This window comes from Lacticaseibacillus suihuaensis, from assembly GCF_054785075.1.
On sequence record NZ_BAAGBJ010000014.1, the window covers coordinates 53600 to 72112 of the forward strand.

Annotated in this window: 12 protein-coding genes and 2 tRNA genes; 5 read left to right on the forward strand and 9 right to left on the reverse strand. The window is 63.8% G+C overall.

Going from position 1 to position 18513, the window contains the following annotated elements:
• Positions 1–27: 27 nt before the first annotated feature.
• The 3 genes from rsgA to ACYVRZ_RS11250 all read left to right on the forward strand — a co-directional run bounded on the left by rsgA (position 28) and on the right by ACYVRZ_RS11250 (position 4307).
• Positions 28–1038: a ribosome small subunit-dependent GTPase A gene (gene rsgA / locus ACYVRZ_RS11240; protein WP_461226940.1), complete on the forward strand. Its 1011-nt coding sequence runs from the start codon at positions 28–30 to the stop codon at positions 1036–1038.
• Entirely contained in the window at positions 1035–2738 is a 1704-nt protein-coding gene (locus ACYVRZ_RS11245) for an ABC transporter ATP-binding protein (RefSeq protein ID WP_461226942.1), read from the forward strand. The genes rsgA and ACYVRZ_RS11245 overlap by 4 nt, the downstream gene beginning before the upstream one ends.
• A 225-nt stretch (positions 2739–2963) precedes the next feature.
• Positions 2964–4307, forward strand: coding sequence for a metallophosphoesterase (locus ACYVRZ_RS11250; RefSeq protein WP_461226944.1), 1344 nt, complete (start codon positions 2964–2966; stop codon positions 4305–4307).
• 144 nt (positions 4308–4451) lie between these two features.
• Here ACYVRZ_RS11250 and ACYVRZ_RS11255 read toward each other — a convergent pair whose 3' ends face one another.
• The 6 genes from ACYVRZ_RS11255 to ACYVRZ_RS11280 all read right to left on the reverse strand — a co-directional run bounded on the left by ACYVRZ_RS11255 (position 4452) and on the right by ACYVRZ_RS11280 (position 11124).
• On the reverse strand, positions 4452–5024 hold the full coding sequence (locus ACYVRZ_RS11255) for a PepSY domain-containing protein (RefSeq protein WP_461226946.1): 573 nt from the start codon (positions 5022–5024) through the stop codon (positions 4452–4454).
• 75 nt (positions 5025–5099) lie between these two features.
• Positions 5100–6896, reverse strand: coding sequence for an ABC transporter ATP-binding protein (locus tag ACYVRZ_RS11260; RefSeq protein ID WP_461226948.1), 1797 nt, complete (start codon positions 6894–6896; stop codon positions 5100–5102).
• Complete coding sequence (locus ACYVRZ_RS11265; protein WP_461226950.1) at positions 6874–8604, reverse strand: ABC transporter ATP-binding protein; 1731 nt, start codon at positions 8602–8604, stop codon at positions 6874–6876. The genes ACYVRZ_RS11260 and ACYVRZ_RS11265 overlap by 23 nt, the downstream gene beginning before the upstream one ends.
• Before the next feature lie 189 nt (positions 8605–8793).
• Positions 8794–10635, reverse strand: a complete 1842-nt coding sequence (locus ACYVRZ_RS11270; protein ID WP_461226952.1) for a hypothetical protein — start codon at positions 10633–10635, stop codon at positions 8794–8796.
• A 181-nt stretch (positions 10636–10816) separates the two neighbouring features.
• Positions 10817–10900, reverse strand: a tRNA-Leu gene (locus tag ACYVRZ_RS11275).
• Between the two features lie 140 nt (positions 10901–11040).
• Positions 11041–11124: transfer RNA gene (locus ACYVRZ_RS11280), tRNA-Leu, on the reverse strand.
• 127 nt (positions 11125–11251) lie between these two features.
• Here ACYVRZ_RS11280 and ACYVRZ_RS11285 point away from each other — a divergent pair.
• Complete coding sequence (locus tag ACYVRZ_RS11285; RefSeq protein ID WP_461226954.1) at positions 11252–12082, forward strand: NAD(P)H-hydrate dehydratase; 831 nt, start codon at positions 11252–11254, stop codon at positions 12080–12082.
• Positions 12083–12177: 95 nt separating this feature from the next.
• Here ACYVRZ_RS11285 and ACYVRZ_RS11290 read toward each other — a convergent pair whose 3' ends face one another.
• The 3 genes from ACYVRZ_RS11290 to leuS all read right to left on the reverse strand — a co-directional run bounded on the left by ACYVRZ_RS11290 (position 12178) and on the right by leuS (position 17351).
• Positions 12178–12894 carry a pseudouridine synthase gene (locus ACYVRZ_RS11290; RefSeq protein WP_461226956.1) on the reverse strand — a complete coding sequence of 239 codons (717 nt, stop codon included), beginning with the start codon at positions 12892–12894 and terminating at the stop codon, positions 12178–12180.
• A 4-nt stretch (positions 12895–12898) separates the two neighbouring features.
• The gene (locus tag ACYVRZ_RS11295; RefSeq protein ID WP_461226958.1) at positions 12899–14536 is read right to left on the reverse strand and encodes a putative polysaccharide biosynthesis protein; all 1638 of its coding nucleotides are present in this window, start codon (positions 14534–14536) and stop codon (positions 12899–12901) included.
• A gap of 403 nt (positions 14537–14939) precedes the next feature.
• Entirely contained in the window at positions 14940–17351 is a 2412-nt protein-coding gene (gene leuS, locus ACYVRZ_RS11300) for a leucine--tRNA ligase (RefSeq protein WP_461226966.1), read from the reverse strand.
• Positions 17352–17688: 337 nt separating this feature from the next.
• Between leuS and ACYVRZ_RS11305 the strand changes: the two genes are divergently transcribed.
• Positions 17689–18372 (forward strand): phosphatase PAP2 family protein, encoded by a 684-nt coding sequence (locus ACYVRZ_RS11305; protein WP_461226960.1) that lies wholly within the window; start codon positions 17689–17691, stop codon positions 18370–18372.
• The last annotated feature ends 141 nt before the right edge of the window (positions 18373–18513 follow it).

An 18513-nucleotide genomic window follows, 5' to 3' on the forward strand; every position in this document is an offset into this window, starting at 1 on the left:
TCACCCCAGATGGAGGAATTTAGTCAATTGACTTCAACCGCAATCGTTTTATTTCAGTCTCAAGATCACTACCGCGTCAGCCTTGACGGCCGGGAATGGCCGGCCACGCTGCGCGGTCGCCTGCGCTACGAACTCAACCAGCGCCACACCGCCTTGGTGGTAGGCGACCGGGTGACCGGCGAACTCACCGCAGACGGCTTCGTCATCTCGGCGCTGGTGCCTCGCACCACGTTTTTGACCCGGGACTCCGGCAGCTACACCGACCAGGTCCAGGGCATCGCCGCCAACCTGACGCACGTCGTAATCGTCACGTCGGCCAACCACGAGTTCAACTTGAATCGCCTGCGCCGCTTCCACGGCATCGCCCAGGCCAGCGGCGCCGAACCGGTGTTTTTGATTAGCAAAACCGACCTGGTCACCGCCCCGGCGCTGGCCGCGCTTCAGGCCAGGCTGACCGCCACCTTCCCGAACAGCCTGCAGCTGAGCATCAACCGCGACGCCGATCCGCAAGTCGCGCTGGCACCGCTTTTGACCCCCACCGCCGTTTTGGCCTTCGTCGGCTCCAGCGGCGTCGGCAAGTCGACGCTGTTGGCCAACCTGCTGGCGATTCGGCTCAAAACCCTGACCATCCGCGAGGACGACAGCCACGGTCGCCACGCGACCACCGCCAGGCAGGCGTTCGTGCTGCCGGCCGGCACCGTGGTGATCGACACCCCGGGGATGCGGGCGATTGGCGTCGAGCAGGCCGGGCTCGGCCTGGCCGCCCAGTTCGAGGCCCTCACCACGCTGGCCGCCTCGTGCAAGTTCCGCGACTGTCGCCACCGCAGCGAGCCGGGCTGCGCCGTTCAGCAGGCGCTGGCGACAGGCGAGCTGGACCCCGCCGAGTTTGCGGCGTATCAGGCCTTTGAAGCGGCGATGCAAAAGGCGCCGACCAAGGCCCAACGCACCGCGGCCAAGCAGCAAAGCAAGCTGATCAAGCAGGTCAAACACCGCAAGGACCTGGACCGCGGCGCTGGCCGCAAGGGCAGCCGCCGATGACAGGCCTCGGTGCGTTTTTGCGGCGCGAATGGCGCCTGAGCCTTCGGGCCACCGCCTGGGTCGTGGCCAGCGCCGCCTTGAACGTCTTGTACACGGTGACCTCGGGCAATGCGCTGACCCAGCTGTCGCACCGCAACGCCGGCGGCTTCCTGCACGCCCTCGGGCTGACGCTTTTGGTGCTGGGTGGTTTTGCCTGGCAGCGCTACGCAACCACGGTCACCCAGGCTCAGGTCAACGAGCAGGTCGCCACGGACGTGCGTCAGGGCATCGCCGGCCGGCTGGCGGCGACCACGCCGGCGGTTTTTCACCGCCACGGGGTGCCGACCTACCTGTCTTGGCTGACTAACGACGTCACCACCATTCAGGAGTACGGGCTGGAAAACTTCTGGCTGGCGCTGTGGCAGGTGCTGACGGTGGTGATGGCCACGGTCACGCTTTGGCGCTACCACTACAGTCTGGCCCTAGCCGCGCTGGCCCTGACCGGCCTGATGCTGGTGGCGCCGCGGCCGCTGACGCCGGCGATGAACCGCACCAACCTGGCGACCACCCAGGCCAATGAGGCCCTGACCACCGCCTTGACCGACCGCCTGAACGGCTTCGACCAGCTCGCGATGCTCAACCGCAGCGAGCAGCTGACCACCGCCGCCAACCGGCAGTCCCGGCATTTGCTAAAGGCGCGAGTGGCCTACGCCCGGGCGACCGGGCGGCTATTCGCCGTCACCAACGGCGTCAGCTTCTTGTGTCAGCTGGCGATTCTGGCGCTGACCGGCTGGCTGTTTCTCGGCCACCACGTGCCGCTTGGGACCTTCGTCACCGCCGAGACGCTTTCGGGGTCGCTGTTTTCCAGCCTGACCGGCCTGGCCGCCAACGTCGCTGAGATCAAAACCGTCACCCCAATCCTGGCCAAGTTCACGGCCGTGCCGGTGCCACCGCGGCCGACCGCCCCGCTGGCCGGGCCGCTGCAACACGCCTTGCGCCTGACCAACATCCACTACACCTACCCCGACGCCGCCACGCCGGTGCTTGACAACGTCAGCTACCGCTTTGCGGCCGGTGGCCACTACGCGATCGTCGGCGAAAGCGGCAGCGGCAAGTCGACGCTGTTGGCCGTGCTGGCCGGGTTGATCGAACCGCAGACCGGCCGCTACACCTTCGATGACCAAGACGTCGCCACCGTCGCCCCGGCCGCCTTGCGGGAACAAATCGCCCTGGTCACCCAGCGGCCCGTGCTGTTCAACCTGACCCTCAGGGAGAACCTGACGCTGGGCCAACCGGTCACGGCGGCCGCGCTGGCCCAGGCGATGCAGGACACCGGCCTGGACGCGGTGGCCGCCGCCTTGCCCCAGGGCCTCGAGACGCGGCTGGACCTTGACGGGGCCAACCTCTCCGGCGGCCAAAAGCAGCGGATCGCGCTGACACGCGCCCTTTTGTCCGACCGCCCGATCCTGCTTTTGGACGAGGCGCTGGCCAATCTCGACCCCGCAAGCACCCGGCAGGTTGAGACGGCGCTGTTGGCCCTGCCGAATCGCACCGAGATCTGGGTGACGCACCACCTGAGCCCAAAGACCGCAGCCCTGATGTCCGGCGTGATCACCGTCGGGCAGCCGAGCGGTGGTGCGGCCACCACACCGGGCGGCGAAGCGGCCGGCCGACGCAGCGATTCCCCTGCCGCCGCGCCAACCGCCGAACCGCTCGGCTGACCCGCCGCGGCTGCACCCGAGGGCAACCTAGGCCGCTCGCCCGACGCGGCAGCCGCCGAACCGGGCGGGGGCAGGTCCGTGGCGGCGCCAGAACGCCCGGCGCCGCCGCCGCGAACGCGGTATAATGAAGGTGGTCCTCGTGGCCGCATCACTACAATATTTTGTGGCTAACGGTGATTTTATCCCCAGTATCCACAACATCTTGTGGATAAGTGAGGAACTGCTATGAAACGTTTGTTGACCACCCTGGCGGCCCTGCTCGGCCTGGCCGCCATCGCCTGGGGCCTGGTCGCCCTGGCGCCGCGGCCCCCGCGGTCCGTACCGGCCCTGACGGCAAGCGCCACGCCGCGGCTGTGGGTGATGTCTGATACCCACTTCATCGCCCCCAGCCTTCACGACGACAAGGCGGCTTTCACCGCCATCAAGCAAAGCGCCGCCGGCAAGGACCTTGACTACCAGTCTGTCGCCTTACGTGCCTTCGTTCACCAGGCGCTGGCGGCCAAACCCACCGCGGTGATCATCACCGGCGACGTCACCTTCAACGGCGAGCTGATCTCCGCCAAGTCGCTGGTTCGCCGCTTCGCCAAGCTGACGCAGGCCGGCATCCCCCTGCTGGTGATTCCCGGCAACCACGACATTTACGACGGCTGGGCCAGGCAGTACCGCGGCAAGCGGCAGCTCAAAACGGCGCAGATCGGCCCCGACGACTGGCGCGACGTTTTCAAGGCCAGCTACGCACACGCCCAGGCCGTTGACCCCGACTCGCTCAGCTACACGGTCTTGCTCAACCACGACTACGAGCTCTTGATGCTGGACTCCAACATCTACCCGATTCAGCCCTCGGCGACCAACCCCAACACCGGCGGCGAGCTGTCTACCAAGACGCTGGCCTGGCTGCGCCGCCAGCTCGCCGCCGCCAAAAAGGCCGGCCGGACCCCGCTGGTGTTCATGCACCACAACCTGTACGTTCACAACCAGGTGGTGCATCACGGTTACGTGCTGAACAACACCGACCAGCTGCAAAAACTGCTGACGCGCTACCAAGTGCCGGTGCTGTTCTCCGGGCACATCCACGCCCAAGACATCGCCCAAGACCCCGCCGGCCGCTGCACCACCACCGAGATTGTCAGCGGCAGCTTCTCCGTCACCCCGGGCGGCTACGGCGTGGTGGCGCTCAGCCCGACCAAGCTGCGCTACCAGCGCCGTACCGTCGACCTAACGCCGGTTTTGACGAAGGCCGAGCGGCAAAACCCCGACCTGCTGCACTACCAGCGCTACTTGCGCCACCTGTTCGCCGGCAACGGCGAGCGGCTAGCGGTCGAAAGCCTCTACCAGCGCAAGGACATCACGGACAAGCAGCTCGTGGCCGCCGCGAACTTCATCGGCGAGCTGAACCGCCGCTTTTTTGCCGGCGAGGACAGCCCGACGGCAAGCGAGCTGGCCAAGCTGCGCCAAAGCCTCGGGTACCGCGTGGCCGTCAAGGTCCCCCGGCTGCGCCAGTACATTCAATCCGTGATTCAAGATCACAACCTCAACGACCTGGACTACACCCGCACCATCACGCGCTGACCCGCGGATTGCGCGTGGTCTTGCCGCCACAGCAAAGGCGCCACCGGCTACAATGCCGATGGCGCCTTTTTTCGTCTGGTGTGGTGCCGCAAGCGCCGTGGCGCCGCGGCCGGTCCGTTCGGACTGCAGCGCAGCCGCGAAGGCTCAGTCAGCCACCTTGGTCTTGAGGATCTCGCCGCCGTAAGCGTCAATGGTGACCACGGTGACCTTCTTGTCGGCCTTGACGGAGACGTTCCACACGGTGCTGCCGTCATCTTTTTCGAGCTTCCACTCGAAGGCGTCGCCGTTGCCGATCTGGTTTTCGGCCAGCTCGGTCACGGCGGTCAGGCTTTGGAGCCCGGAGCGGGAGAACCCATCTGCTTCCTTCTTGGCCCCGTCGGCATCCTTGGCGTCCAGCTTTTCTTGGTCCTTGCCCGAGACCTTGCCGGTTTTGGCGTTGATGGTCAGCTCGTAATCGTGGGTGTCATCCACGCCGTCGACCTTGTAGTGGTAGCCAGCGCCGGCCTGCTCCAGGTCGATGCCGGTGACCACGGCCTTGGGATGCGCCTCAAGAAACGTGGTCCAGGCCTTTTGCAGCGGCACCTTGACGTACTTGTGCAGCGTCTTGGTCCCGGTTTCCTGCACGATGGGGGCGCTGGTCGGCGTCTGACTTTGTTTTTGGCAGCCTGCCAGGCCCAAGCCGGCCACGGCAAGCAATAGCAATCCCAGTTTTTTCATGTTCGGCCCTCGATTCTCTTCGATAGGTCAAGTGTACCAGACTGAAGGCGGCTGCGGGGCGTTATTTTAACATTGTCACGCCGGGTCGAACTGGCTGTTGTACAAATCGGCGTAGGCGCCGCCACGCGCCAGCAGCGCTTCGTGGGTGCCCGACTCCACCACGCGGCCGTCTTGAATCACCAGAATCTGGGTGGCGTGGCGAATCGTCGAGAGGCGATGGGCGATGACGAAGCTGGTTTTGCCCCGCATCAAGGCGGTCATCGCGTGTTGCACCGCGGCCTCGGTGTTGGAGTCGATCGCCGCGGTGGCCTCGTCGAGCACCAGCACCGGGGCCTGGGTGATGAAGGCCCGGGCGATGCTCAAAAGCTGGCGCTGCCCCTGCGAAATGCCGCTGGCGTTCTCCGCCAGCACCGTATCGTACCCCTGCGGCAGCTGGGTGATGAACACATGCGCGTTGGCGGCGATGGCCGCCTGCTTGACTTCCTCATCCGTCGCGCCTGGCCGGCCCAGCCGAATGTTCTCGCGAATGGTCTGCTGGAACATGAAGGGTTCCTGCTGCACCACCGTGATCAGGCGGCGCAGGTCGCGGCGCCGCATGGTCGTCACGTCGGTCCCGTCGAGCAACACCCGGCCGTGCTGCAGCGGGTACAGGTTGGTCAGCAGGTTCATGATGGTGGTTTTCCCCGCCCCGGTCGGCCCGACCAGCGCGATCACATCCCCGACACGGGCGGTCAAGTTGACGTCTTTGAGAATCGGGCGCGTGTCATAGGCAAAATCGACGTGCTCAAACCGCACCGCCCCGGCCACTTCTGGCGTGGCCGGTGCGTCTGGCAGGTCCCGCTCCGGGGGCTCATCGATCAGCTCAAAGACCCGCTCGGCGCTGGCCAAAGACAGCTGCAGCGTGTTAATCAGATCCAGCACGTTGTTGATCGGTCCGGTGAAGTTGCGCAGGTAGATTAAGAAGGTGAAAATCACCCCGACGGTCACGGTGTGGCTGCCGTTGAGAATCGACACCGCCCCGGCCGCCGTGATCAGCAGGTAGGCCAGGTTGTTGGTCATGTTATTGAATGGCCCCATCGCGCTGGAGAAGGCCTGGGCGATGAAGGCCGCGCGTGTGTACTGCGCGTTGGTCTGGGCGAACTGGTCCAGCGTCTGCTGGGTGTGGTCGAACAGCTGCACCACGGCCTTGCCCGACACGCTTTCTTCAACCTGTGTGTTGAGCGCCCCCAGGGCCTGCTGCTGGGTGGTGAAGGCGGATTGGGTCACCTTGGCGACGGCGCGGGAGAAGGTGTAGGTCGCAAGCGTGGCCAACAGCGCAATCGCGGTCAGAAGCGGCGATAAGATCAGCATCGCCGCCCCCATGCCGACAACCGCGATCACCCCGGTGAACAGCTGCACGAACGTCTGCATCAGGGCCGTGTTGATGTTGTCGACGTCGTTGGTCAGCCGGCTCATGATGTCGCCGGTGTCGTGGGTGTCAAAGTAGCGCATCGGCAGCCGCTGCAGGTTGGCGAAGACGTCCTGGCGAATGCGAGCGGCGGTTTGCTGGGCGGCCTTGATGGTCAGCGTGTTTTGAAAATAGGTGCAGACGCTGGCGACCAGGTACATCAAAGCCAGCAGGCCGCAGACTACCAAAAGCGCCTGCAGCTTATTGTGGGCAATGTAGCGGTCGACCACGATGCCGTTGACGCGGTTGCCGACGATCGTGCTGAGGGTGGTGAACACGGTCAGGCCGAACACGACGGCCAGCGCCTTGCGGTAGGCCCCCAAGTACCCGCCGATGCGGCGAATGGTGGCCCCGACGTTGTGCAGCGTCACCTTCTGGCGGTGCGGGTTGCGCGGTCCTCGTCTAGTCATCATCTGCATGAGCATCCCCTCCTAACTGGGTGGCCACCAGCTGCGCGTAAAACGGCGAGCGGTGCAGCAACTGCGCGTGGGTGCCGGCGGCGGTGATCCGCCCGTCTTCCATCACCAGAATCTGAGCGGCGTGTTGGATGTTGGCGACGCGCTGCGAGATGATCACCGTGGTGCGGTTGGCCCGCGCTGCGGTCAGCCGCTTTTGGATCCGGGCGTTGGTCACCTGATCGACGGCGCTGGTCGCATCGTCCAAGACCAGAATCGGCGCGTCCGGCACCACCGCCCGGGCGATGTTTAGGCGCTGGCGCTGGCCCCCGGAGAAGTTCTTGCCGGTTTGTTCCACCGGCCGGTCCAAAGCGTCTGGTAGCGGCGCCAAAAAGTCCGTCGCGCTGGCCACCGCGACGCTTTGGCTCAGCCGCTCATCCGAGGCCGCCTGGGCACCGTAAGTCAGATTCGACCGCACGGTGCCGGAAAACAGCAGCGAATCCTGCGTCGCCACACTGACCAGGTGATGCACCGTGGCCAGGCTGAGTCGGCGAATGTCTTGGCCGCCGATGGTGACGGTGCCGGTGTATTCGTCGAAGGCCCGGGTCAGCAGATTGATCAGGCTGGTTTTGCCGCTGCCGGTGGTGCCGATGATGCCCAGCCACTGGCCTTCGGGAACCGTGAAGCTGATATCTTGAAGAATCGGCGTGGCCGCCGCGTAGCCGAAGGTGACGTGGTCGAACGCGATGGTCGACGTCGCCGGCGCCGGCACCTGCGCAGTGACCGGTGGCGTCGCCGCTTCCTCGGCCAGCACCGCCTGGACGCGGCCGGCGGAGGTGATGGCCCGGGAGAAGGCGGTGATGATGTTGACCGTGCCGATCATGGCCGTCGTGATCTGGATCATGTAATTGACAAAGGCGATGATCTGGCCGGTCGCCAGCCGTGAACTGATGGCCAGGCTGCCGCCGTATGCCAACGCCACCACCACCCCGAGGTTCAACACCAGCTGAATCACCGGCGCCAGCGTCACCGTCGCCATCGCGGCGGCCTGGCTGGCGTCGGTTAAGGTGCGGTTGGCCGCGGTGAACTGCGTCAGCTGGTGGGGCTCCAGCACGTAAGCCTTGATGGTTTTGGCCCCCTGCAGGTTCTCGCGCATCACGCGGTTCATCCCATCGACTTGCTGTTGCATCGCCAGGTACTTAGGCAGGCTGCGCCGCACCACCACCGCCATGAAAATCACCAGGGCCGGCAGCACGACGAACAGAATCGGCGCCAGGGCCGGGCTGACCAGCACCGACATCACGATCCCGCCGATCATCAGCATCGGCGATCGCACCATGCCGCGGGTGATCATCATCACCAGGTTTTGCATCTGGGTCACATCGTTGGTGATGCGTGTGATCAAGGTGGCCGGCGCCAGCCCCCCGGCCTTGCGACTGTTCAGGGCCACCGCGAGCATGTCGGCCCGCAGCGCCTGGCCCATCGCAAGCGACGCGAAGCTGCCCAGAATTCCGCACCCGGCGCCGCACGCCAACCCCAGCACCGCAAACAGCGCCATCAGGCTGGCCTGATGCACGACGAAGGCCATGTCGCCCTTGGCCAGGCCCGAGTCGATGATGGTGGCCATCAAAGTCGGCTGCTGCAGGTCGCAAAACACCTCCCCGAGCATCACCAGCGGCGCCAAGAAGAAGCTGACCCGGGCGCGACCGTGGGTGTGTTGCATCACAATCTGAAACATGCGATTCCTCCTTTCGTATCACCGCGGTGGTTGCGGCATCAAAAAACGTCACGACTCCCTTGGCCTAGTGAGGACTAAGGATCCGTGACGCTTATTGAAGTATCAGATACCGATTAGTTTAACGCGCGAGTGGTGATCTGACAAGTTTTTTGGCCGCCACGAGCTAGTAGACCGCAGAGGCCGGCGGTGCTACAGACCACGCGCCTTGAGCTCGGCCTTAGCACCGGCATCGCCCTGCGCGGCCAGGGCCTGCAGCTGACTGTACGTCATGCGGCTGTAATCCTTGGCCGGTGCCTGGGGCGCCTGCTGGGCCTCAATCTGCTCAGTTTGCGCGTTGCGGATGTCCAGCTCGTGTTGGGCCCCCGTGTCGCCGGCCTGCGCCTTGGCCTGCAGCTCGCTGTAGCTCATCGCGCTGTATGGCTTGGCCGGGGTTTCATACAGGTCGTCCAACGCATGCGCCTGCGCATCGCGCTTGGCGATTTCGGCTTGCGCCCCGGCGTCATCGCCAAGCGCCTTCAGCTCGTTGTAGCTCATTGCACTGTACGGCTTGGCCGGGGTTTCATACAGGTCGTCCAACGCATGCGCCTGCGCGTCGCGCTTGGCAATTTCGGCTTGCGCCCCGGCGTCATCGCCAAGCGCCTTCAGCTCGTTGTAGCTCATCATGCTGTAGGCCTTGGTCGGTGTCGGGTACTGGGCGGCGATGGCCGCGCTTTGAGCGTCGCGCTTGGCCAGCTCCTTGGCGGCGTTCGCATCGCTGTTGGCGGCCACCAGCGCCTGAAGCTTGCTGTAGCTCAGAAGCTGGTAGTCGGCCTTGCTGTAGGTCTTGGCCACTGCCGCCGGCTGGTTAGCACGGCGGGTCAGCTCACGAGCCGCGTAGTCGTTGCCGGCGCCGGCCAAGGCGGTCAACCGCGCCTTACTCATGTCGTGATAGCTGGTCGTCACGCTGTCCCCGTAGGCCTCGGCCTTGACGGCGTTAGCGTTGCGAATCGCCAGTTCCGCCCGGGCACCGGCGTCACCTGCCGTCGCCAGCTGAGAGAGCTTGCTGTAGCCCATGGTGCTGTAGGCCACTGGCACGTCGGCAATGTAGTACGCCATTTCCTTGGCGCTGTTGGCGTCGCGCTTGGCCAGCTCCTTGGTCGCTTGCGTCGCAACATCCTGGTCCGGGCTTTGGGCCAGCGCCTGAAGCTTGGTGTAACCCATGGTGCTGTAAGCCACCGGCACGTCGGCAATGTAGTACGCCATTTCCTTAGCGCTGTTGGCATCGCGCTTGGCCAACTCTTTGATTGCCTTGGCATCTTTAGCGTTGGCCAAATAAGTCAGCTGCGCGTAACCCAGCATCGAATACTCAACCTGCTTGGGCTGATCCCAGGCCGTGGCCTTCACACTGTTGGCGTTGCGCTTGTTCAGCTCGGCCAAGGCTGCGTTATCGTGCTTGGCCGCCGCGACCAAGGCGTTGTAGCCCAGCAGGCTGTAGTTCTTGGCCGGGGTTTGAACCAAACCGCTAACCTTGGCGGTGTTGCCGTCACGCCGCGCCTTTTCGGCGATGGCGGCGGCGTCACCTTTCGCGGCGGCCGCCGCGACGATGGTGTAGCTGGCGTTGGCGTAGGCGGTCGCCTTAACCTGCGTCGTGGGCACAACCGGCGCCGAGGTGCTTTGGCCCGTCCGCGCTGCCAGCTCCTTTTGTGCCGCGGCATTCCCGGTGGCGGCCGCCGCCTTCAGCTCGTTGAAGCTCATGAGGCGAACATCCTTCGCAGCGGTCACGGTTTGCGCCGCGGCGCGTTTGACGATGCCATTGTCACTGGTGTGGCCGATTTTGACGGCCGCCGGGTGCAGCGTCACGGTTTGCTGCTTGTTTGCCGCAGCGGTTTTTTGCGCCCCAACCCGAGCCGCAATCGAGCCGCTGTTCAACTGGCCGGGTGCCGCCTGGCTGCCCAGCGCCTGCACGCCGAATAGCGTGGCAGCGGCGATTCCCGCTGCCAGCCACACCTTGTGCAACTTGTAGAGTTTCTTGGCGCCCTGTTGCTTTGTCATAAAAATCCTCCCCAAATTCGTGCTTCCCATTCACACGTTGCGTCCTTGCGTCCCTAGCAACCGCAAAATGCGGTTATTAGAATACGATAAGATTGTATGCCTTATCGTTACAAAAGTCTATTCTTAACCTTGGACACAAAAAAACACGCTGATTCCTCAGCGTGTCACTCGTTACTGCCAATGCCGCAAACAGGAGTCGAACCTGCACATGGATAACCATACAGCGACCTGAACACTGCGCGTCTGCCAATTCCGCCATTGCGGCAACAACAGGAATTAGTATATCAAGAATGCAGGGGTTTGCCAACCCATTTTTGCGTGGTTGGCAAATATAGTTCTCACCGCGCAAGCCGCCGGGCACAAAAAAACACGTCGATCTCTCGACGTGTCACACGTTATTGCCAATGCCGCAAACAGGAGTCGAACCTGCACATGGATAACCATACAGCGACCTGAACACTGCGCGTCTGCCAATTCCGCCATTGCGGCAACAACAGATATTATAATAGCAAATCCCCCGCGGTTTGCCAAGCCCCTGGCGCGATTTTTCGCGGCGAGACGCACTTTTTTCACACGCATCGCGTCAGGTGGGGTAAACTGTTGGCGAGGTGATTGTATGGAAGCTCTGACTTCGACCTGCGTCACGCAGGTCATCCAACCGCGCCTGACGGACAGCCACAAGGGGCAGTTCGGCCGGGTGCTGATCATCGGCGGCAACGAGCACTTCGGCGGTGCCGCCATCATGGCCGCAAGCGCGGCCGTCTACGCCGGGGCCGGCCTGACCACCGTGGCCACCAACCCGTGCAACCACACGGCGCTTCACGCCCGGCTGCCAGAGGCGATGGTGCTGCCGTACGACGGTGCCAGGTTGCGCCACACCGTGCCCGAGGCCGACGTCGTGGTGATCGGCCCGGGACTTGGCACCAACGAATCCGCACTGCAGATTCTGCAGGTCAGCCTGGCCAACCTGACGCCGACGCAGGTACTGATTCTAGACGGCTCGGCCCTCACGCTGATCGCCACGCACCACCTGCGCATCGACCACGACCGCACCGTCTGGACCCCGCACCAGATGGAGTGGCAGCGCTTGTCCGGCCTGGCCATTGCGGATCAGACCCCGGCGGCCAACGCGCAGGCCGCGGCCAAGCTGCCCGGCATCGTGGTGGTCAAGAGCCACCGCACCCAGATTCACGCGCCGACCAAGAGCTTCGTCAGCACCATCGGCACGCCGGCGCAAGCCACCGGCGGCTCCGGCGATGTTTTGTCGGGCATCCTGGCGGCCTTCATCGGCCAGTTCGGCTTCACCGCCGCCACCGTTAACGCGGCGGTGTTCACCCACAGCGCCGTGGCAGAGCGGCTGGCGGCCAGCCAGTACGTTGCCCTGCCGACGCGCGTGATTGAGGCGCTGCCGGCCTACATGGCCCAGGCCGCAAGCGGCCTGCTGTAACCGGCGTCGCCCCGCCGTAACCGATGACCGACTCCGCCAAAAAAGTCGTCCTCCTGCAAGCAATGTGCAAGGGGGGGGCGACTTTTTGGTGTGGTTCAGCGCTTGGGCACCAGCGCCTTCAGGCCGGCGAGTTCGGCCGCAGTCAACGCGCGGTACCGCCCCGCCGCAAGGTCTGCCGGCAGGGTCAGCGGCCCCATCGCGATGCGGTGCAGCGCCACGACCTCGTTACCGACGGCCAAAAACATCCGCTTGACCTGGTGGTACTTGCCCTCGCCGATGGTGAGCTCAACCTGCTGTGCCGCCGTGCCTGGCACCACGGTCAAAGTCGCCGGCCGGCTGGTGAAGTCCTTGAAGGCGATGCCGGTTTCGATTGGGCCGCGCTGCTCCGGCGTCAGCGGCCGCGCCAGGGTTGCCCGGTAGGTTTTGGGGACGTGCTTGCCCGGGGCCAGCAGGTTGTGGCCCAAGGTGCCGTCGTTGGTCAACAGCAACAGCCCGGTGGTGTCCTTGTCCAGCCGGCCGACCGGGTAAAGCCCCGGCCGCATGTCCGGGTCGGCCACCAGGTCCATCACGGTGCGGTCTTTGGCGTCGCGGTTGGCGGTCACCACCCCGGCCGGTTTGTTCAAGAGGTAATACACGGCGAGGTCCTGGGTCAGGGCGGTCCCGTCGAGGGCCACCACGGCGCCTTCGGGAACGTCGAAGCCCGGGTCGCGCTGCAGCTGGGCGTCAACGGTCACCCGCGCCGCCTTGATGATGCGCCGCACTTCCTTGCGGGTGCCGTACTGAAGGTTGCTGAGAAATCTGTCTAATCGCATGCGCTCACCCGATGTGCAGCTTCTGGCGAATGCTGCCGATGCGCCGCCCGATGATCAAGTCGGCCAGGCGCGTTTTGAGCACCGCGTAGGCGTAAATGGCCACGCCGACCGGCAGCGCCACCACCAACATCAGCATGCTCTGCATTCCGCTGGCCGGGTTCAGCACCTGTGACATCAACCACACCAACACCCGCACGACTGCGGCCATCACCGCGGAAAAGGCGGTGATGCCGACCAGCCGCCGCAGGGTCTGCCGCGCCTTGAAGTGGTACAAGTCGCGCAGCTGCCACAGCATCAGCGCGATGGAGGCCGCCATGCCGAGCATCGTCGCCAAGGTCGGACCGTACACGTTGAACAACACGATCAAAGGCCACTGGAAAATGAACTTGACGGCCACGCCGACCACCATGATTTTCATCGCCAGGCGGTTGTGGAACAACCCCTGCAGCACCGAGGCCAGCACGGTGAAGAGCCCGAAGAACACCGCCAGAAACGACGACAGCTCCATCACGGAGATGCCCAGCTTGTCGTAGCCGAAGAACACGACGTAAAGCGGCTGCGACACCGCGGCCATCCCCAAGGCGCTGGGAATCATCACGATGAAGAACAGCTGCAAGATGTTGGTGATGTTGTCGGCGATTTCGCGGCCGACCCCGCGCGTTTTGGCCGCGGCCAAAAGCGGCAGCGCCGTCGAGGCCATCGCCACCGCCAGCGACACGACGATCATGATCAGCTTATTGGCGTTGCCGGCAAACAGCGCGTAAAGCTCGCCCAGCGCGTGTTTGGAGACGATGTAATGCGTCAGCATCATCGGGTCGAATGTGTATTGATCGATGATGTAATACAGGTTGGTCGCCGCCCCCATCACGATGAACGGGAAGGCCTGCTGGGCGATTTCAAGCAAAATGCGCTTGGTCGAGATATGCACGTTGCCGGCGCTTGAGGCGGCGAGCTCGGCGAAGCGGCCGCGCTGGTGGAAGAAGTAGCCGACCAACAGCAGGAGCCCGAACACCGCCCCAACGAACGCGGCGAAGGTGGACTGCGCCACGGCATCGACGTAATTGTGATTGCCGATCACCATGATGGTGTAGGTCATCAAGAGCATGTAGATGACCCGCGCGACCTGCTCGATGAACTGGCTCAAGGCACTCGGCGCCATCTCGTTGTAGCCCTGAAAGAACCCGCGCATCACCGACAACAGCGGAATCAAAAGCAGCGGCCACGCCAGGGTGCGAAAGACCTGCGTCAAGGCCGCGTCGCGCAGCGCCAGCACCGGCGCCAGCACCCACAGCAGTCCACAGGCCACCACACCCATGATCGACATCGCCACGGCGCCGTGGTAGAACAGCCGCATCCCCGTTTTGTACTCGTTCATCGCGTTGTAGCGGGCGATCTGCTTGGATATCGCCCCCGGCACCCCGGCGGTCGACACGATCAAGAAGATGTTGTAGATCTGGTAGCCCTTGGTGAACAGGCTGTTGGCCGTCAGGTAGGCGGCCCCCAGCCAGATGCGCCAGGGGATGATGTAGATGGCGCCCAGCACCCGCGACAAAATGCTGCCGGCGGTCATCCAGGCCGATCCGCGCAGCATCAGTTCCTTGGCACTACGCTGCGGCCGCGCCGCCACTTTCTGCTTATCCATACACTGCTCCCATCAAAAGACATATACACTTATTCTAACCACCCGTCTGCGTGCTTTCAAACCGATTCGTTGGCCTTATTATTTCTTTACGTTGTTGACCGGCGAGCCGCGACCGCAACGGGACCGCTCCCCCGACGGGCTTTGCCGACGGCAGCAAAAAGGCCCTGCCGCGGCAGGACCTTCTTGGTTCCGGTTCGGGCACCGGCAAGCCGCCTCATGACGCGGCGGCGCAGTGTCGAAACGGCGATGTGTTGAAGCCTTCAGTCGTGCTCGGGTGGCGACGCGTGGAATCGGCGAGCGGCGGCCGGCAACGCACAGCTAGCACCGGCACTCGAAGCATAGACCGCTTCAAGCCCCGGCACTGCGCTACTCGGTTCGCTAACTGCGCCGGCCTCCGCTCTGGTTACTTCACCACCAGGTTGACGATCTTGCCCGGGATGACGATTTCCTTCACGATGGTTTTGCCCTCAATGAACTTTTGGACGTTTTCAAGCGCCTTGGCGGCCGCCTTGATGGCGTCTTGATCGGCGTCGGCGGCGACTTCGACGTTGCCGCGCAGCTTGCCGTTGACCTGCACCATCAGCGTGACGGTTTCGGACACCAGCTTGCTTTCATCGACGGTCGGCCAGGCGGCGTAGGTCAGCGTGTGTTCGTGACCCAGAATCTGCCAGATTTCCTCCATCATGTGCGGCGCAATCGGGGCCAGCAGCTTCACGAAGCCCTCGACGTACTCGTAAGGCAGCGCGTCGACCTTCCGCGCCTCGTTGATGAAGACCATCATCGCCGAAATCGCGGTGTTGAAGTGCAGCGCCTCGTAGTCTTCGGTGACCTTCTTGACCGTTTCGTTGTAAATCTTGTCCAGCTGACCGTCGTTGATCGTCGTGATGTGATCGCGCATCTTGTTGTCGTCATCGACGAAGGTACTCCAGACGCGGTCCAGGAACTTCCGGGCCCCGGCCAGGCCAGTGGTGCTCCAGGCGATACCGGCGTCCAGTGGGCCCATGAACATCTCGTACAGACGCAGGGTATCGGCGCCGTACTCGGCGACCACGTCGTCTGGGTTGACCACGTTGCCCTTGCTCTTGCTCATCTTCTCGTGGTTATCGCCCAGAATCATCCCCTGGTTGAACAGGCGCTGGAACGGTTCCTTGTAAGGCGCCACGCCGATGTCGTAGAGAAACAGGTTCCAGAATCGCGCGTAAAGCAGGTGCAACACCGCGTGTTCCGCCCCGCCGATGTACAAGTCGACCGGGGTCCACTGGCGCAGCTTCTCGAAGTCGGCCAAGGCCTCCTTGTTGTGCGGATCCACGAAGCGCAGGAAGTACCAAGACGAACCGGCCCACTGCGGCATGGTGTTGGTTTCGCGCTTCCCCTTGCGGCCGTTCTCGTCGACCACATTGACCCAGTCGTCCAGGTTGGCCAGCGGGGATTCACCGGTGCCGCTCGGCTTGATGTCGGCCTCTTCGGGCAGCACCAGCGGCAGCTGGTCTTCAGGCACCAGCGTGGTTTCGCCGTCTTCCCAGTGAATGACGGGAATCGGCTCGCCCCAGTAGCGCTGGCGGGAGAAGACCCAGTCGCGCAGCTTGTAGTTGACGTGCTTTTCGCCGACGCCCTTGGCGCTCAGCCAGTCAATCGCCTTGTCAATCGCTTGGGCCTTGTCCAGGCCGTCGAGGAACCCGGAGTTGATGTGCTCGCCGTCGCCGGTGTAGGCCGCTTCTTCGACGTTACCGCCTGCGATGACCGGGGTGATCTTGAGCCCGAACTTCTTGGCGAACGCGTAGTCGCGCTCGTCGTGGGCCGGCACCGCCATGATCGCGCCGGTGCCGTAGCTGGCGAGCACGTAATCGGAGATCCAGATCGGCAGACGCTCGCCGTTGATCGGGTTGATCGCGTAGGCGCCGGTCCAGACGCCGGTTTTGTCCTTGTTCAGGTCCGTGCGTTCAAGGTCGGACTTCGAGGCGATGGCCTTGCGGTAGGCCGCCACGGCCGCCTGTTGCGCCGGCGTCGTGATGCTGTCGACCAGGTCGTGCTCCGGGGCCATCACGCAGTAGCTCGCGCCGAACAAGGTGTCGGGCCGGGTGGTGAAAACGTCGAAGGCCTTGTCGCTGTCGGCCACCTGGAAGGTCACCTGGGCGCCGACCGAGCGGCCGATCCAGTTGCGCTGCATCTGCTTGATCGGCTCCGGCCAGTCGAGGTCGTCCAGCCCGTCCAGCAGGCGGTCGGCGTAGGCCGTAATCTTGAGCACCCACTGGCGCATCGGCTTTCTGATGACCGGGAAGCCACCGCGCTCGGTTTTGCCATCGATCACCTCTTCGTTGGCGACCACGGTGCCCAGGTCCGGGCTCCAGTTGACCGCGACTTCGGCCTCGTAGGCGAGGCCGCGCTTGTACATCTGCTCAAAAATCCACTGGGTCCACTTGTAGTAGCTCGGGTCGGTGGTCGCAAGTTCGCGGTTCCAGTCGTAGGAGAAGCCCAGGGAGTTGATCTGGCGCTTGAAGTTCTCGATGTTGGCCTTGGTGAAGTCCTTCGGGTCGTGGCCCGTGTTCAAGGCGTACTGCTCCGCCGGCAGCCCGAACGCGTCCCAGCCCATCGGGTGCAGCACGTTGTAGCCCTGGGCGCGTTTCATCCGGGCGATGATGTCCGTGGCCGTGTAGCCTTCAGGATGCCCGACGTGCAGGCCCTGGCCTGACGGGTACGGGAACATGTCCAGCGCGTAGTAGTTCTTCTTGTTGGGATCGGTTGTCGTGTTGAACGTGTTGTGCTCGTGCCAGCGTTTCTGCCACTTTTTCTCGACCGCCTTGTGATCGTACATGATTGTGCCTCCTTGAATTTTGCGAAACTGCTCGAACCAAACAAAAAGCCGCCCTACGAAAAATAGGACGGCTTGGCCGCGGTACCACCTAAGTTCTGCCCGAAGACAGCGCTTGACTGGATAACGGCCAGGGCCGGCGACTATTGGCTTAGCCGCACTCAAAAGGTCAGTTCACCCGGTCGCTTCGTCGCGCTTGCAGCACCCGCACGCTTCCTTGCCCCGCAACCGAGCTACTCGTCCTTCGTTCGTTCGATATTGGCTTCATCATAGCAAATCGGGTCAACTAAAACAAGCCTTCCCAAGCGGCTTCTGGTACAATTTGCCTAACGGAGGTGAAAGCATGTCCCATCGTTCCCCCTTGCCCCTGCTCTGGGCCGGCCTCGGCCTGGCCGTCTTCTTGCCCCTTTTGTGGGGGGTGGCCCACCACGCCGCCTTCATCGCGGCGATCGATTCGCCGATCATCGCGGCGGTCACCGCGGTGCGGCCCAGCTGGCTGACCGACGTGTTGCTGGCGATCACCACCCTGGGCGAGCCGGTCGCCGTCACCGTGCTCGGCGTGGTGCTGGCCGGCATCCTCGCCTATTACCGCAGGCGACGCTACGCGGTGTTTGCGGCCCTGGCCATCGTCGGCATGAGCGGCTTCAACACCGTGGTCAAGCACCTGATCCGCCGGCTGCGGCCGTTCGTGCAGGACCCGGCCATCACGCCATTGACCCGCATCGGCGGCTACAGCTTCCCCAGCGGCCACGCCAGCGGCAGCCTGCTTTTGTGGGGAACCGTGATTCTCCTAAGCCTGGCCTTGATCACCAACGCACCGGTTCGCCGCTGGTTCGTCGGCATCGCCGTGGCGATGATCGCCCTGACCGGCTACTCGCGCATCTACGTACAGGTCCACTACCCGACCGACGTCTTCGCCGGCTACGGCCTGGCGCTGTTCGGCTTGATGCTGCTTTGGTGGCTGATGCTGCCCTGGCTGACGGCGACCACGCCGACCGGGTGGGTCACCCGCCGCCAACCGCACTGATTGCACGCAAAACCGGCGCTACGATATTTGGAGTTGATAGGCTACTTGCCTGCCAGCTCCTTTTTCTATACCATTTAGTTTTCAGCACACAAACAGGACACCACACGGCTTCCTGTTCATCGTCCCGACCAAAGAATTCAG

Excerpts from the sequence above, each read along its gene's own strand:
- ACYVRZ_RS11245 (WP_461226942.1), top strand. The coding sequence starts at position 1,035 with ATGACAGGCCTCGGTGCGTTTTTGCGGCGCGAATGGCGCCTGAGCCTT.
- ACYVRZ_RS11250 (WP_461226944.1), top strand. The coding sequence starts at position 2,964 with ATGAAACGTTTGTTGACCACCCTGGCGGCCCTGCTCGGCCTGGCCGCC.
- ACYVRZ_RS11255 (WP_461226946.1), bottom strand. The coding sequence starts at position 5,024 with ATGAAAAAACTGGGATTGCTATTGCTTGCCGTGGCCGGCTTGGGCCTG.
- ACYVRZ_RS11260 (WP_461226948.1), bottom strand. The coding sequence starts at position 6,896 with ATGCTCATGCAGATGATGACTAGACGAGGACCGCGCAACCCGCACCGC.
- ACYVRZ_RS11265 (WP_461226950.1), bottom strand. The coding sequence starts at position 8,604 with ATGTTTCAGATTGTGATGCAACACACCCACGGTCGCGCCCGGGTCAGC.
- ACYVRZ_RS11270 (WP_461226952.1), bottom strand. The coding sequence starts at position 10,635 with ATGACAAAGCAACAGGGCGCCAAGAAACTCTACAAGTTGCACAAGGTG.
- ACYVRZ_RS11285 (WP_461226954.1), top strand. The coding sequence starts at position 11,252 with ATGGAAGCTCTGACTTCGACCTGCGTCACGCAGGTCATCCAACCGCGC.
- ACYVRZ_RS11290 (WP_461226956.1), bottom strand. The coding sequence starts at position 12,894 with ATGCGATTAGACAGATTTCTCAGCAACCTTCAGTACGGCACCCGCAAG.
- ACYVRZ_RS11295 (WP_461226958.1), bottom strand. The coding sequence starts at position 14,536 with ATGGATAAGCAGAAAGTGGCGGCGCGGCCGCAGCGTAGTGCCAAGGAA.
- ACYVRZ_RS11305 (WP_461226960.1), top strand. The coding sequence starts at position 17,689 with ATGTCCCATCGTTCCCCCTTGCCCCTGCTCTGGGCCGGCCTCGGCCTG.